This is a genomic window from Thiofilum sp. (genome assembly GCF_016711335.1).
In the GTDB taxonomy this organism is placed as follows: domain Bacteria; phylum Pseudomonadota; class Gammaproteobacteria; order Thiotrichales; family Thiotrichaceae; genus Thiofilum.
In genome coordinates, this window is sequence record NZ_JADJTF010000001.1 from 1,395,882 (window position 1) to 1,411,119 (window position 15,238).

The window sequence follows — 15,238 nt, forward strand, 5'->3', positions numbered from 1 at the left end:
TAACTTACGTTAACGTAAGCGTCAAATTTTTTAGCATCATTCTATTACCTCAGTTAGCTAGCGTGTGAAGCATCATGGAACCTAGAACTTATACCATTTCCGATTTAGCCAAAGAGTATGATGTAACGCCGCGTGCCATTCGTTTATATGAAGAACTAGGACTACTAGCTCCTTTACGAGACGGTAGTAAGCGTATCTACTCGGATCGTGATCGAGTGCGCTTACGTTTGGTACTACGCGCTAAACGCATCGGCATTAGTTTGGCAGAAGCCAAAGAGCTATTTGATCTTTATGACTCTAATCAATTAGATATGAATAGTACGCGTGATCGATCGGGCGAAATTAAGCAACTTAAATATTTACTAAGTAAATTAGATGAGCGCTTAGAGTCCCTCAAGCGCCAACGCTATGATGTGGATATGTCTATTGCTGAAATCGAGCGGGTTTATAATAAGGCGGCGGAAACTTTAAAAACCTTAGAAGGTACTGGGCTTTCCGGTGAGTCTGCCGCCTAGCCACTATAGTTGAGTAAGTAGGATTGGGTTTAATCCTCTTAAACGGATAGGAGCAAGAGTAGCGTGTCTTTATTTTTACAAGGAATTCGCGTTCTAGATTTGTCCCAATATATTCCGGGACCTTTTGCTACTCGGCAATTAGCTTTGTGGGGAGCCGATGTGATTAAAATCGAGCCACCTCAAGGGGATCCCATGCGGTTCTTTATGAATGCAGAGTCCACTAAATCCTCACCTATCTATCATTATCTTAATCAAAATAAACGCATTATTCGTCTTGACCTCAAAAAAGACAGTGGTCGCCAAGTATTATTAAATCTATTAACGGACGCTGATGTATTACTGGAGTCGTTTCGTCCGGGGGTGATGGCGCGTCTAGGATTTGGACGTAGTGTGCTAGAGGATATTAATCCGCACTTAGTGCATTGCGCTTTGTCCGGTTTTGGTCAAACAGGACCTTATTGGGATAGAGCAGGGCATGATTTGACCTATTGTGCGGTAGGTGGACAGCTCAGCCTACCTAAGAGCGCAACAGCGGAGCAAAAGCCAGAGATTGTGTTTCCACCCTTAGCGGATCATGCGGGGGCAATGCAGGCTACTCAAGCGATTTTAGCTGCTTTAGTGGCACGCGGACGGACAGGTAAGGGAGCGTTTTTAGATATTAGTCTCGCTGAAGCAGCATTAGCGTGGCAGTATTTAAAGTTAGCTGATCAACAAGGCACTATTTATCAATGGCTTTCAGGGCAAGCCGCTTGTTATAACTTATATCAGACTCAAGATCAGCGTTGGTTAGCAGTGGCTCCTCTAGAGACTAAATTTTGGCAAGCTTTTTGTGAGGCAGTGGCACATAAAGAGTGGATAGCACGCCAATTTGAACCACTGCCCCAAACGGATTTAATCCACACTATTCAACAGGTAATAGCTAGCAAACCACTCTTGTATTGGACAGCTATCTTCTCCGAAGTAGATTGTTGTGTAGAGCCTGTACCTGAATTAGACGAGGTACTAGGTCATGCTCAATACCAAAACCGTTTAGATAAAAGCTTGCCACAAGCACTCGATGAGTTTGTTAGCCCTACGATTGCTTGGTTATCGCCTACTACTTCCTAATTTTTACGCCTTTAATAGTGATAGTGGGCAAAAAATTGCTTCTATTTGACGCTTACGTAAACGTAAGTTAGTATTATTGACTTATAGCTAAGCCATTATGTTTTGCCACTTTGCCCTAAGTATAAGGCGGTGGTACTAACGCTAGAGAGGACAACCATGAGTCATTATCCCACCCTAAACTTCGGCTTAGGGGAAACGATTGATATGTTGCGTGACGCTGTGCGCGACTTTGCTAATACTGAAATCGCCCCCCTTGCTGCTGAAACCGACCGCTCGAATGAATTCCCTAATCAACTTTGGACAAAATTAGGTGCAATGGGTTTATTGGGTATTACTGTTCCCGAAGAGTATGGCGGCAGTGGTATGGGTTATTTAGCACACATGATTGCTATGGAAGAAATCAGCAGGGCCTCCGCTTCCATTGGTTTAAGTTACGGTGCGCACTCTAATCTGTGCGTGAATCAAATCAATCGTAATGGCACGGATGCTCAAAAGCGTAAGTACTTACCCAAACTGATTAGTGGTGAACATATTGGTGCACTCGCTATGTCTGAGCCGAATGCGGGTTCGGATGTGGTCAGTATGCGTATGCGTGCCGAGAAAAAGGGTGACAAATACATTCTTAATGGCACCAAAATGTGGATTACCAATGGCCCCGATGCGGATGTGATTGTGGTTTATGCTAAGACTGATCCGCAAGCAGGTTCTAAAGGTATGACCACTTTTATCGTTGAGAAAAGCTTCGGTTTTAAAGTAGCGCAAAAGCTCGACAAACTCGGTATGCGTGGCTCGAATACGGGCGAACTGGTTTTTGAAGATGTGGAAGTACCTGAGGAAAATGTACTCGGTCAAGTCGGGCGTGGCGCTGCGGTGTTAATGAGTGGCTTAGATTATGAGCGTGCCGTGTTATCGGGTGGTCCTTTAGGGATTATGCAAGCGTGTATGGATATAGTGGTTCCCTATATTCATGAGCGTAGACAGTTTGGGCAAAGCATTGGTGAGTTCCAACTGATTCAGGGCAAAATGGCGGATATGTACACCACTCTAAACGCCTGCAAAGCCTATGTTTATGCGGTAGGTAATGCGTGTGATCGCGGCGAAACTACGCGTAAAGATGCAGCGGGAGCTATTCTCTATTCTGCCGAAAAAGCTACCCAAATGGCGCTCGATGCGATTCAAATCTTAGGCGGTAACGGCTATATGAATGAGTACCCAACGGGGCGCTTATTACGTGATGCCAAGCTGTATGAAATTGGCGCAGGTACGTCAGAAATTCGCCGTATGCTGATTGGGCGCGAACTATTTAATGAAACCAAATAGGGTGTACTGAAATGAGTGATCCGATTGTTATTGTAAGTGCAGTACGTACTCCTATGGGTGGGTTTCAAGGTGATTTTGCTAATCTTACGGCGGGTGAGTTAGGCGCTGTAGCGATTAAAGGCGCTGTCGAGCGAGCTGGCATTAGTGCCGAAGATGTACAAGAAGTCATTATGGGCTGTGTATTACCCGCAGGACAAGGGCAAGCCCCAGCACGTCAAGCGGCATTGGGCGCTAATTTACCCCTAAGTGCAGGCTGTACTACCGTGAACAAAATGTGCGGTTCTGGTATGAAGGCTACCATGCTCGCGCATGATTTATTGCTAGCAGGGGCGAATCAGGTCATGGTGGCAGGGGGTATGGAGTCGATGACTAATGCGCCTTACTTGTTGCCTAAAGCACGCGCTGGCTTGCGCATGGGACACGGTGAGGTCAAAGATCATATGTTCCTCGATGGTCTGGAGGATGCCTATGATAAAGGGCGTCTGATGGGGACCTATGCCGAGGAATGCGCTGATATGTTTAGCTTCACCCGCGCCGCTCAAGATGAATTTGCGATTGCCTCACTCACCCGCGCTAAGACGGCGATTGAAACAGGTGCTTTTAAAGATGAGATTGTGCTTGTCACCGTGAAATCACGTAAAGGCGAAGTGCACATCGACACCGATGAGCAACCACACAAAGCCGCGATTGATAAAATCCCCAGCTTAAAACCCGCATTTCGTAAAGACGGCACGGTAACAGCCGCTAACTCAAGCTCTATTTCCGATGGTGCTGCCGCTTTAGTATTAATGCGTCAATCCGAAGCTGCAAAACGGGATTTAAAACCTCTAGCCGTTATTAAAGGGCATAGTACTCACGCGCAAAAGCCAGCGCTGTTTACTACTGCGCCCGTGTATGCCATGCAAAAGCTACTTGATCAACTGCATTGGACAGTAGCCGACGTTGATCTATTCGAGATCAATGAAGCCTTTGCTGTGATTACCATGGCGGCAATGAAAGAGCTGAATATTCCTCACGATAAAGTCAATGTACAGGGTGGTGCTTGTGCATTAGGTCATCCGATTGGTGCATCAGGGGCACGGATTTTAGTTACATTGCTCTCAGCTTTAAAACAACGCGGTTTAAAACGTGGTATTGCCTCATTGTGTATTGGTGGGGGCGAAGCTACGGCTATGGCGGTGGAGTTGGTTTGAGGGTAGGGGCAAACCTATGTGTTTGCCCTTAGTATCGTGTCAGGTAACTTTATAAGGGCGCACACGTAGGTACGCCCCTACAGGGACATTCCAAATGATATTGACCGAAGAGCAAGTATTAATTCGGGATATGGTGCGTAATTATGTGCGCGATAATGTCACACCCTATGCCGCAGAATGGGATCGCAATAAGACCTTTCCTGCTCAAGCGCTGCGGGAGCTGGGCGAATTAGGCTTATACGGTATGGTTGTTCCCGAAGACTGGGGTGGCTCGAATGTGGGGTATGTGTCCTTAGCCCTAGCCATTGAAGAAATTGCCGCTGGCGATGGTGCAACCTCTACGATTCTCAGTGTACAAAACTCGGTCGTATGTGGGCCGATTCTGAATTATGGTAGTGATTACCTCAAAGAAACTTATCTTAAGCCTTTAGCCTCTGGTCAAATGCTGGGCTGCTTTTGTCTCACCGAACCGCAAGCAGGTTCTGATGCTTCTGCGCTTAAAACTCGTGCAGTACGTGAAGGGGATGAGTACATCATTAATGGCAGTAAGCAATTCATCACCTCCGGTCAAAATGCCCAAGTCGCTATCGTATTTGCGGTGACTGACCCTAGTGTCGGTAAAAAAGGTATTAGTGCCTTTGTCGTACCGACTGATAATGCCGGCTACAAAGTCGCAGGTATTGAAAAGAAAATGGGGCAACATGCCTCTGATACCGCCTCTATCTTTTTTGATAATTGCCGTATACTCGCGAGTCACCTCTTAGGTAAAGAAGGCGAAGGTTACAAAATCGCTTTAAGCAATCTTGAAGGGGGGCGCATTGGTATTGCTGCACAATGTATTGGCATGGCACGCGCTGCGTATGAAGCGGCACTCGTTTATGCACAAGAGCGTATTAGCTTTGGTAAACCCATTATTGAACATCAAGCGGTTGCCTTTCGTTTAGCGAATATGGCGACCCAAATTGAAGCTGCTCGCCTTTTGGTACTTCATGCGGCAACGCTGCGCGATGCAGGTCAACCCTGTTTAAAAGAGGCCTGCATGGGCAAACTATTTGCCTCAGAAATGGCTGAAAAAGTGTGCTCTGATGCCATTCAAACTCTTGGGGGCTATGGTTACTTAAACGATTTTCCGGTGGAGCGTATTTATCGTGATGTACGGGTGGCTCAGATTTATGAGGGAACTAGCGATATTCAGCGCATGGTGATTGCTCGTCAGATCATGGAGGGCAATTAATAAAACTTTACATCGTCTTTATTAACTAGCAACGGAGCACGTTCAAGCTAGCGCTGATGGGTTTCTTAAAAAATCAGTGGAGAGTAAAGCGATGAATTTAACGATTTGGGAAAACAGTTCCAAGGTACTAGCAGTGGGTATCTTGGGCATTATGGCAGGGTTTTTTTGGACTTATAGCGTCAATGTCAATTTGGCGATGTTGCAGGTGGATGGTGCTACTTATGCCAAGCTGCAATCTTTATTTAATCAAAACGTGCGCCATGCGATGTTTTTTATTTTTTTCTTTGGTGGTGGTATCGCTACGGTGGCTGCTTTAGCAGTGAATTATCAGCATTGGAAGACGCTTTCATTTGGTCTATTGACACTAGCAGCATTGACTTATATAGGCGGAATTATTGTGTTTACCCATGAGGTGAATTTGCCTTTGAACTACTACACCGAATCATGGAATCCCGCTGCTTTGCCTAGTGATTGGGAACAGGTCAGAGCGCAATGGAATAGTGCCAATATGTTGCGCGTAGTGAGTTCAGGCGTGGCGTTTGTACTAGGGCTACTGTCATTAGTAGTACGTAGGTAACTGAGGAATAAAATGAGCCAATTGATTGATTTCTACTTCGATTTTTATTCGCCCTATGGCTATTTTGCCAGCTACAAGATTGATGCAATAGCTGCACGGCATGGGCGTACTGTCAATTGGCATCCGATTTTATTAGGGCCTGCCTTTAAAGCGGTTGGCTCTAAGCCTTTATTAGAAATTCCCTTAGTAGGTGAATACTCCGCCCATGATTTTAAACGTACTGCGCGTTTAGAAGGTGTGCCGTTTATCATGCCGCCTACCTTTCCGGGGGCGACTTTGGCGGCAGCGCGTGCGTTTTATTGGGCTAATACAATCGATAGCGAAACAGCTAAAGCCTTAGCCAAAGCCTTTTATAAAGCTGCATTCGCTGAAGGGCGTGATCTATTCGATCTGAACGTCGTGGCTGAGGTTACTACTCAAGTAGGCTTTAATGCTGATGAGATGTTAGCCGCGATTCAAACCGATGCCATTAAAAATAAGCTCAAGCAAGCAGTGCAAGACTCATTGGATAAGGGTGTATTTGGCTCGCCTTTTGTCATTGTCGATGGCGAAAAATTTTGGGGAAATGACCGCTTAACTCAAGTCGATCAATGGCTTGCAACCGGAGGATGGTAAATGCCAGTACTCAATACCACAGTCAATGCGCGTTCTGAAGAATTCCGCGCTAATGCAGCCCATATGCAGACACAACTGGATGATTTATACGCTAAGGTTGCACAAATCAGTTTAGGGGGCGGTGAAAAAGCGCGGCAAAAGCATTTAGAGCGCGGCAAGTTATTACCGCGTGAACGCATTCAAGTACTCCTCGATAAAGGCTCCCCCTTTTTAGAAATTTCCCAATTTGCCGCCTATGGTTTGTATAACAATGAAGTACCTGCGGCGGGCATTATTGCAGGGATCGGGCGGGTGAGTGGTCAAGAGTGCATGATTGTCGCCAATGATGCGACGGTAAAAGGTGGGACTTACTTTCCTTTGACAGTAAAGAAGCATTTACGCGCTCAAGCCATAGCATTAGAAAACCGACTGCCGTGTATTTATTTAGTCGATTCGGGGGGCGCATTTTTGCCGCTGCAAGATGAAGTGTTTCCTGATAAAGACCACTTCGGACGGATTTTTTATAATCAAGCCAATATGTCTGCGTTAGGTATTCCGCAGATTGCGGTAGTGATGGGTTCGTGTACCGCAGGCGGGGCATATGTACCTGCCATGTGTGACCAAAGCATTATAGTCAAAGAGCAAGGGACGATCTTTTTAGGTGGTCCACCGCTAGTACGCGCTGCAACGGGTGAGGTAGTGAGTGCAGAGGAGTTAGGGGGGGCAGATACGCATTCGCGCATTTCTGGTGTCACTGATCACTATGCGCTAAATGATACCCATGCTCTGGCAATGGCACGCGATGTAGTTGCTAGTCTCAATCGAGTTAAAAATCCCAATATCGCCCTCAAGCAACCTCAAAATCCTTTGTACTCGACTGAGGAGCTTTACGGCATTATCCCCAAAGATGCGCGTAAGCCCTTTGATATTCGGGAAGTGATTGCGCGGATTGTCGATGGTAGTGAGTTTGATGAGTTTAAAAAGCTCTATGGCACAACGCTAGTTTGTGGCTTCGCTCATATTCATGGCTATCCGGTGGGGATTGTAGCGAATAATGGCATTTTATTTTCCGAGTCGGCGGTGAAAGGGGCGCACTTTGTCGAGCTGTGTGCGCAGCGCAAAATACCCTTAGTGTTTTTGCAAAATATTACCGGATTTATGGTGGGTAAAAAGGCGGAACACGGCGGCATTGCCAAAGATGGTGCAAAAATGGTAACTGCCGTAGCCTGTGCCAAAGTGCCTAAATTTACCGTGATTATTGGCGGTAGTTTTGGTGCGGGTAACTATGCCATGTGTGGACGTGCATATGGTGCGCGGTTTTTGTGGATGTGGCCTAACTCGCGCATTTCCGTCATGGGTGGCGAGCAAGCCGCCAAAGTACTGAGTCAAGTACGTGGCGATGCATTAGAGGCGCAAGGCAAAAGCTGGAGCGCTGAGGAACAAGCCGAATTTGAACGCCCCGTCCGCGAACAATATGAAACCCAAGGGCATCCCTACTATGCCAGCGCTAGACTGTGGGATGATGGCATTATTGACCCCAAAGACACGCGCCGAGTACTCGCATTAGGCTTATCCACGGCACTTAATGCGCCGATTGAAGACACCACGTTTGGCATCTTTAGGATGTAAGGAGAAGTAAGCATGTTCACCAAAATCCTAATTGCTAATCGTGGCGAAATTGCTTGTCGTGTGGCACGTACTGCACGGCGTTTAGGTATCAAAACCGTTGCAGTTTACTCTACTGCTGACGCGAAAGCCGAACACGTCAAAGCCTGTGACGAAGCCTATTGGATAGGCGAAGCGCCAGCGTCTGAGAGTTATTTGCGTGGTGAAAAGATTTTAACAATTGCCCAACTTACCGGAGCACAAGCGATACATCCGGGGTATGGATTCTTATCCGAAAATGCAGGCTTTGCTGAGGCGTGTAAAGCGGCTGGAGTGGTATTCATTGGTCCACCCACGCAAGCCATTATTGCCATGGGCTTAAAAAGTGAGTCCAAGCGCTTAATGACCGAGGCTAAGGTTCCGCTAGTCCCCGGTTATCACGGTGCTGACCAGTCCATTGATTTGCTACGTGAACAATCACAAAAAATCGGCTACCCGCAACTTATCAAAGCCAGTGCAGGCGGTGGTGGTAAGGGTATGCGTGTCGTTAAGTCGTTTGACGAATTTGATGCAGCGTTAGCCTCGGCTAAGCGTGAAGCCATTTCCTCGTTTGGTAATGATGCTGTGTTGATTGAACGTTATTTGCAAAAGCCGCGTCATGTCGAATTGCAAGTGTTTGCTGATACATTGGGCAATGTGGTGCATGTGTTTGAGCGCGATTGCTCGGTACAACGTCGTCATCAAAAGGTAATTGAAGAAGCTCCCGCACCACACATGACCCCTGAATTGCGTCATGCGATGGGACAAGCCGCCATTAATGCTGCAAAAGCAATTGGCTATGTGGGAGCAGGGACGGTCGAATTTTTGCTGGATCAAAGTGGCGAATTCTTCTTTATGGAAATGAATACGCGCCTACAGGTCGAGCATCCGGTGACTGAAATGATTTCAGGGCAGGATTTGGTGGAGTGGCAATTGCGGGTGGCGAATGGTGAACCCTTACCTTTGAGCCAAGGGCAATTAAAGATCAATGGTCATGCCTTTGAAGCGCGGGTGTATGCGGAAACACCAGAGCGTGATTTTTTACCGTCCACAGGCTCGGTTCAAGTACTGATTGCACCGCAAACCAATGATTATGTGCGTATTGATACGGGTATTCGGCAGGGCGATGAGGTGAGTATGTTTTATGACCCCATGATCGCTAAACTGATTGTGTGGGGGCAAGACCGTACTCAAGCGCTGCAACGTTTACAAGCAGCATTGAGCAATTATTACATTGGCGGTTTACATACTAATTTAGAGTTTTTGGGTCATTTAGCGCGTAGTAAAGATTTTGCGGCGGGCGATGTGCACACTGGATTTATTGAACAGCATATGGCTGAACTATTCCCAGAGCCGAGTACCCCACCTGATGAAGTATTTGCCGCCGCCGTATGGTGTGAGTTAGATCATACTCAAGCACTCGCATCCAAGGCACAAAGCCAAACCTTAGATCCTTATTCGCCTTGGGCGCTAGCGGATGCATGGCGTATGAATCAAGCTAGTATTGAGACCTTTGAGTTTCAACTAGGTGAGGTGCTTTATCCAATTCAAGGTATGCAACGCAATGACGCTTACTACTTAAAGCTTGCTACGGGTGAAAAGCAGTTAAATGGTAAGCTTATTCAGGGCGATGAGTGGCAAATCGTATTAGGGCAAAAAACCTTCCGTATCAAAGTCATTCAAGCGGGCAGTACGTGGCTAGTCTTTTGGAATGGCAAAGTTTGGCACTTAAACTTACATGATCCAGTGCATGAAATAGATGATCAGGGTGTACACGGTGGTGGTTTAACCGCACCGATGGCGGGGACAGTGTTAGATGTCATGGTGAAAGTCGGTGATCAAGTGAAAGCAGGCGATGCGCTCATGATTATGGTAGCGATGAAGATGGAGCATACGATTGCAGCACCTAAAGATGGCACAGTTCAGGAAATCTATTTCCAAGTCGGCGATCAGGTCAAAGACAGCGATACCCTATTGAGTTTGGAGTAGCATATGATTTTACCTAAGCACGTCAAAATCGTTGAAGTAGGGCCGCGTGATGGCTTACAAAATGAGCCTATGCCTGTCCCTATTGAAGTCAAAATGGCTCTAGTCGAAAAGCTGGTGGATGCGGGTTTATCTGTCGTGGAAGTAGGCAGTTTTGTTTCCCCAAAATGGGTTCCGCAAATGGCAGGTAGTGCTGAGGTTTACACCGGAATAAGCAAACGCGAAGGCGTGAACTACCCCATGTTAGTCCCTAATGCCAAAGGTATGGAGGGCGCAATTGCAGCAAGTGTGAAGGAAATTGCTATATTCGCCGCAGCTTCAGAAGCGTTCGCACAGAAAAATATTAATTGCAGTATTGCCGAAAGTTTAGAGCGTTTTCAGGTCGTGATGGAGCAAGCCAAGGCACACGATATTAAGGTACGTGGTTATGTTTCATGCGTACTCGGTTGCCCGTATGAGGGTGAAGTATCAATTGTAAAAGTGGTCGAGGTAGCCAAGACGCTTTATCAAATGGGCTGTTATGAAATTTCACTGGGTGACACGATTGGGGTAGGTACGCCTCTAAAAGCACAACGCATGGTCGAAGCGGTGGCGCAATATGTCCCGATTGAAAAGCTCGCCGCGCATTTCCATGATACCTATGGACAGGGTTTGGCGAATATTTTTGCGGTCATGCAGTTAGGAGTATCGGTGATTGATAGCTCGGTGTCAGGTTTAGGTGGTTGTCCGTATGCAAAGGGTGCGAGTGGCAATGTCGCCACTGAGGATGTAATTTATATGCTTAATGGTATGGGCATTGAGACGGGGGTGAGCCTAGACAAAGTACTAGAGGCAGGAACATTTATTTCCGACTTTTTAGATCGTAAACCTGCCTCGAAAGTAGCAAGAGCACTAGCACGCTAAAGAGCGGTTATTTTCAAGCAGCGTGATTAGTATTTAAATGCTCGTTTTCCAATAGATAATCCGCTAATGCGAGAAAATCTTGGCGCGGATAACATCTGCCCGCTACATTTAAAAACTCTAGTTTTGAGCTTTCACCAAAGTTTTTCAATAAATTGCTTTCTCTAATAGCTACGGTTTCTGTGGGAATTAGTTGGAAATTAGGATCATTAATAATCTTGGTTAATAAAGTCCTAATCACAGCCATCAATCTAATCGTTACAGAAGATAGCTCGGTTTTAAAGTTATTAATTAAAACAAAGATTTTAGCGTTTTTATTGAAGGCTCGAATTTGCTGGTAGCTGCGATTTAATACTTCTGCATTATGACCAATAGAAAGAGGAGATAATACTACCGGACAGATAAAAATATCTGTTTCACGCATAATCTTTTCAGGGTTGAGAGTAAAAGCAGGTGAGCAATCAGCGATAACTACATCATACTGATTATTATGCTGTTTTACCCATTCTTGTGCTTTAAATACCTTAAGGTCGTGATTTTTTCCTGTTTTTTGATTAGGAATAGTCAAGTTATTAGCATTAGTTAAAAGATGCAAATTACATTCTGGGTCAATATCGAGTAAGGCAACATTTTTCCCACTAAGCGCCAAAGCACCTGCTAGATGCGCACTGACGGTTGTCTTACCCACTCCACCCTTGGCAGTAAAAATAGCCATTTTTACGGGTTCTTGAGTAGGAGCGGCTTCAGGTAAGGTAGCACTAGCATCAGCCTTGAATTTTATGGCATTTTTTTCAGGATCATATTCACCTAAAACGAGCTTTTTCCTGCCGTCACTTAAGGCTAAGGCGTGAGAGGATTCTGTAAAACCATTGAGAGATACAATAATACCACGCTCAAAATTCTTCTCATCACAGAATTCTAAAAAGCGTCCTACCGTATTAGCAGCTACTTTTTTCTTCCATGCTTTGACTTGTACTGGAAAAGACTTGCCATTTTTCTGTGTAATAAAATCAAAGCCTTGCTCATTTTGGCGTTCATTGGCAATCACCTCATATCCACTACTGCGAAAAATAGCCTGAATATGTTGCTCAAAACCAAGCGAATCCCATGTATTAGGTATGGTCATAATGCGGAGGTTCCTTATTTTTATATACGTGGTTTATATATAATCTAAATTAACCTACCCAAAGTCAAAGCCAAAATGGACAAGAGGAATATAGTTGTTGAGGTGTATCTTTACCTTTTAATGAGTGTTTATACCTTTGATCAAAACATGGAGGATAGGGCGATCAAGCCTCTGAGCACTGATGATGTCGAGGTTTTTAGTCATATCAGTTATTTAAGAGGTGTGTAACACCAACCAACTATGCCAGCTAAAATTAGCTTTTAGCTTGAGTTTGACTCATTATGTTAGGCTGTGACTGGTAGTTCTTGTAAGGTTAATTGAGTATGTGGCAAGTCGTCTGGGTAGGTATTTTTAGCATTGTTTTAGCTTGGTCAGCGTATCAGCCACATGACTATTTCACTTGGTTTTTAGAGGTGTTTCCTGCCCTGCTGGGTGTTGGAGTCCTTGTTATTACTTGTAAATCCTTTCCTTTGACCCCGTTGCTTTATACCCTGATTTTAATCCACTGCCTGATTCTCATGGTGGGTGGACATTACACTTATGCGGAAGTGCCTTTGTTTAATGATTTCAAAGAGTGGTTTGGCTTTGAGCGTAATAATTACGATAAGGTGGGGCATTTTGTGCAGGGTTTTGTGCCCGCTATGATTGCGCGTGAGCTGATGCTACGTAAGCAGATTGTCAACGGTCGCGGCTGGATGAACTTTTTTATTAGTCCGTCTTCAAGGTTAAAACCACCGTCTTTAGACGGTCAGATTTATCTGCGATACTAGCTGGATGAAGGTTGGCATGAGGTCGTGAGAGATGGAGTATCGGTATGGAAGCCACACCGTCTACCGGATTGAGTATCACTTTGTATTTGTGACGAAATACCGCTATCCGGTACTGAAAGGGGATGTGGGGTTAAAGATACGGGAGTTGATCCGTCAAACCTGTCAAGCCTTTGAGATAGAAATAGTGAAGGGGGTGGTGAGCAAGGATCATGTGCATTTGTTGTTATCGGTGCCACCGGAGCTAGCACCGAGCGAGATCATGCGCCGAATTAAGGGTCGAAGTGCGGCAAAAATCTTTGAAAGCTACCCGGATTTAAGAAAGCGGTATTGGGGACAGCATTTTTGGGCGCGGGGTTATTTTTGTGCGACTTCAGGGGAATTGAGTGCTGAGATGATTAAGGCGTATTTAGAGCATCACTTTGAACCGAGGTTAGAGGATAACTTTAAGACAGAAGGCTAGACGGGTCTATTCGACCCGTATCCGGACTTTAGTCCTTTTAGCGAACCCTTCAGCTTTAGCTGATGGTTGTTAAGTGTGTGTTTTTGTTTGGCATTCAGTGCATTTTATGAGCTAGTTGAGTGGTGGGTAGCCATAGCCACTGGTGATTCGGCGGAAGCCTTTTTAGGTACTCAGGGCTATGTATGGGATACTCAGTCTGATATGGCATTGGCTTGGATAGGAGCTATGCTAGCTTTGGTGACCTTGAGCAAAGTGCATGATCAGCAAATACAACGTCTTATGAATCATTAAGCACTGTTTGATGATACGCAATGCAATTCATGCGTCATTTGCCATAATTAAACCATAATAATGTGCTACATGAGGTGGTTTATGGCAGGTAAAACCTTGATTCGGATTATGTATAGCCTGATTGGTATTGGTTTAATTATGATTGTAGTGGGTATTAGTTTAATACTTTTCACCGATATTCATATTAAACAAGGTGTCCAAGGTATTATGCTGATTGCAGGATTAATTGCAGGTGGACTGTTTTTATCCTTACCTGCAAAATTATATTTAACCCTGCAATTAATGCGTATGAATGATGAGCATCTACGAGAGCAACGTGCTAAAGGCGAAATACATTAGCTTTGAAAATCAGTGCCTTGTAAACCATAGTTTTTAAATTTAGCTAAAGCCTCATTGATTTCAGCCTCACTTAAAATATGCGGATTACCGATTTGTAAGCTGTGATAATACTGCCGTGCAAGGTTTTCTAATTCCACTGCTAGCCATAATGCTTTAGTTAAGTCATTACCTCCCACTAACATACCGTGGTTAGCCATTAAACAGCCTAAACGATCTTGCATAGCAGTTAGCACATGCTCAGATAAAGCTTCCGTACCAAAAGTCGCATAATCAGCACAGCGAATATCATGCCCGCCAAAAGCAGCAATCATATAATGAATCGCCGGAATAGGGCGGCGTGTAATCGCTATGGACGTTGCATAAGGTGAGTGAGTGTGAATAATGGCATTAATATCCGGACGCGAGTTTAATAAATCGCGGTGAAAGCGCCATTCAGTAGAGGGTTTAAATGTACCTTGCCAAATACCCTTAGGATTGTCTAACTCCATATAAGTTATCGAGTCTGGAATGAGGTCGGTATAGGGTATACCTGAGGGGGTAATGAGCATACCCGAACCGAAACGCACGGATAAATTGCCAGAAGTACCCTGATTAATACCACTATCATTGATTAAAATAGCATATTGAATTAACTGTTGGCGCAGTCGAAACTCAATATTATTCATAACTCAGCTCACTTAAAATTCGGATTCATAAACAGGCAAATAAGTACGTGAAAATACTTGCTTAATCGCTAAAGTGGATTCTGTTTTGGCTACTACTTTAATTGCCCCAATTTTGTTTTTAATAAATAAACCATAGTCTTCTAAATCTTTGGCTACGATTTTCAGCATATAATCATAGCCCCCTGTGACCACAGCACATTCAATGACCTCTTCTAATTCGGTCACTGCCTGCTCAAAAATTTCTGCACTGTTACAAGTATTGTCCACTAGCTCTACAAAAGCCAAAGCTTGTACCTGTAGACCAATGCTTTTAGGGTCAAGCAAGGCACTATACCCTTTAATCACGCCGGATTGTTCTAGTTTTTTGATGCGTCTTAGACACGGAGTGTCGGAAAGATGGACTTGTTCTGCGAGTTCAGCAATCGTCATACGCCCTTGGCGTTGCAACAGATTTAATAATTGTTGGTCTTTTCTATCAATAAAAATTACTTTATTAGTCATTTTTGATAATAAGTCA

At 44.9% G+C, this 15,238-nt stretch carries 17 protein-coding genes; 14 read left to right on the forward strand and 3 right to left on the reverse strand.

Features of this window, described 5'->3' with window-relative positions; genetic code table 11:
- Positions 1-74: 74 nt before the first annotated feature.
- The 10 genes from IPL34_RS06555 to IPL34_RS06600 all read left to right on the forward strand — a co-directional run bounded on the left by IPL34_RS06555 (position 75) and on the right by IPL34_RS06600 (position 11,073).
- Positions 75-515, forward strand: coding sequence for a MerR family DNA-binding transcriptional regulator (locus IPL34_RS06555; protein ID WP_296839452.1), 441 nt, complete (start codon positions 75-77; stop codon positions 513-515).
- Positions 516-578: 63 nt separating this feature from the next.
- The gene (locus tag IPL34_RS06560) at positions 579-1,622 is read left to right on the forward strand and encodes a CoA transferase (protein WP_296839455.1); all 1,044 of its coding nucleotides are present in this window, start codon (positions 579-581) and stop codon (positions 1,620-1,622) included.
- A gap of 156 nt (positions 1,623-1,778) precedes the next feature.
- Positions 1,779-2,942: an isovaleryl-CoA dehydrogenase gene (locus tag IPL34_RS06565; protein ID WP_296839458.1), complete on the forward strand. Its 1,164-nt coding sequence runs from the start codon at positions 1,779-1,781 to the stop codon at positions 2,940-2,942.
- 11 nt (positions 2,943-2,953) lie between these two features.
- Positions 2,954-4,135 (forward strand): acetyl-CoA C-acetyltransferase, encoded by a 1,182-nt coding sequence (locus IPL34_RS06570; RefSeq protein WP_296839461.1) that lies wholly within the window; start codon positions 2,954-2,956, stop codon positions 4,133-4,135.
- A gap of 94 nt (positions 4,136-4,229) precedes the next feature.
- Positions 4,230-5,369, forward strand: coding sequence for an acyl-CoA dehydrogenase family protein (locus IPL34_RS06575; protein ID WP_296839465.1), 1,140 nt, complete (start codon positions 4,230-4,232; stop codon positions 5,367-5,369).
- A gap of 91 nt (positions 5,370-5,460) precedes the next feature.
- On the forward strand, positions 5,461-5,946 hold the full coding sequence (locus tag IPL34_RS06580; protein WP_296839467.1) for a DUF1772 domain-containing protein: 486 nt from the start codon (positions 5,461-5,463) through the stop codon (positions 5,944-5,946).
- 12 nt (positions 5,947-5,958) lie between these two features.
- The gene (locus IPL34_RS06585) at positions 5,959-6,561 is read left to right on the forward strand and encodes a 2-hydroxychromene-2-carboxylate isomerase (protein ID WP_296839471.1); all 603 of its coding nucleotides are present in this window, start codon (positions 5,959-5,961) and stop codon (positions 6,559-6,561) included.
- Positions 6,562-8,169, forward strand: a complete 1,608-nt coding sequence (locus tag IPL34_RS06590) for a carboxyl transferase domain-containing protein (protein ID WP_296839474.1) — start codon at positions 6,562-6,564, stop codon at positions 8,167-8,169.
- 12 nt (positions 8,170-8,181) lie between these two features.
- Complete coding sequence (locus tag IPL34_RS06595; protein ID WP_296839478.1) at positions 8,182-10,173, forward strand: acetyl/propionyl/methylcrotonyl-CoA carboxylase subunit alpha; 1,992 nt, start codon at positions 8,182-8,184, stop codon at positions 10,171-10,173.
- Between the two features lie 3 nt (positions 10,174-10,176).
- Positions 10,177-11,073, forward strand: coding sequence for a hydroxymethylglutaryl-CoA lyase (locus IPL34_RS06600; protein ID WP_296839481.1), 897 nt, complete (start codon positions 10,177-10,179; stop codon positions 11,071-11,073).
- A 13-nt stretch (positions 11,074-11,086) separates the two neighbouring features.
- Here IPL34_RS06600 and IPL34_RS06605 read toward each other — a convergent pair whose 3' ends face one another.
- Positions 11,087-12,196, reverse strand: a complete 1,110-nt coding sequence (locus tag IPL34_RS06605; RefSeq protein ID WP_296839484.1) for an AAA family ATPase — start codon at positions 12,194-12,196, stop codon at positions 11,087-11,089.
- Positions 12,197-12,519: 323 nt separating this feature from the next.
- Here IPL34_RS06605 and IPL34_RS06610 point away from each other — a divergent pair, with 323 nt between their 5' ends.
- The 4 genes from IPL34_RS06610 (at position 12,520) to IPL34_RS06625 (ending at position 14,056) form a co-directional block, all read left to right on the forward strand.
- Positions 12,520-12,966, forward strand: coding sequence for a DUF2238 domain-containing protein (locus IPL34_RS06610; RefSeq protein WP_296839488.1), 447 nt, complete (start codon positions 12,520-12,522; stop codon positions 12,964-12,966).
- 31 nt (positions 12,967-12,997) lie between these two features.
- Entirely contained in the window at positions 12,998-13,426 is a 429-nt protein-coding gene (gene tnpA, locus IPL34_RS06615; RefSeq protein WP_296839491.1) for an IS200/IS605 family transposase, read from the forward strand.
- Between the two features lie 75 nt (positions 13,427-13,501).
- Positions 13,502-13,717, forward strand: coding sequence for a DUF2238 domain-containing protein (locus IPL34_RS06620; RefSeq protein ID WP_296839494.1), 216 nt, complete (start codon positions 13,502-13,504; stop codon positions 13,715-13,717).
- An 81-nt stretch (positions 13,718-13,798) separates the two neighbouring features.
- Positions 13,799-14,056, forward strand: a complete 258-nt coding sequence (locus IPL34_RS06625) for a hypothetical protein (RefSeq protein WP_296839499.1) — start codon at positions 13,799-13,801, stop codon at positions 14,054-14,056.
- Here the strand turns inward: IPL34_RS06625 and IPL34_RS06630 are convergent.
- Positions 14,053-14,721: a class II aldolase/adducin family protein gene (locus IPL34_RS06630; protein WP_296839508.1), complete on the reverse strand. Its 669-nt coding sequence runs from the start codon at positions 14,719-14,721 to the stop codon at positions 14,053-14,055. The two genes, IPL34_RS06625 and IPL34_RS06630, sit on opposite strands and share 4 nt — an antisense overlap.
- Before the next feature lie 12 nt (positions 14,722-14,733).
- Complete coding sequence (locus tag IPL34_RS06635) at positions 14,734-15,222, reverse strand: Lrp/AsnC family transcriptional regulator (protein ID WP_296839511.1); 489 nt, start codon at positions 15,220-15,222, stop codon at positions 14,734-14,736.
- Between the last annotated feature and the right edge of the window lie 16 nt (positions 15,223-15,238).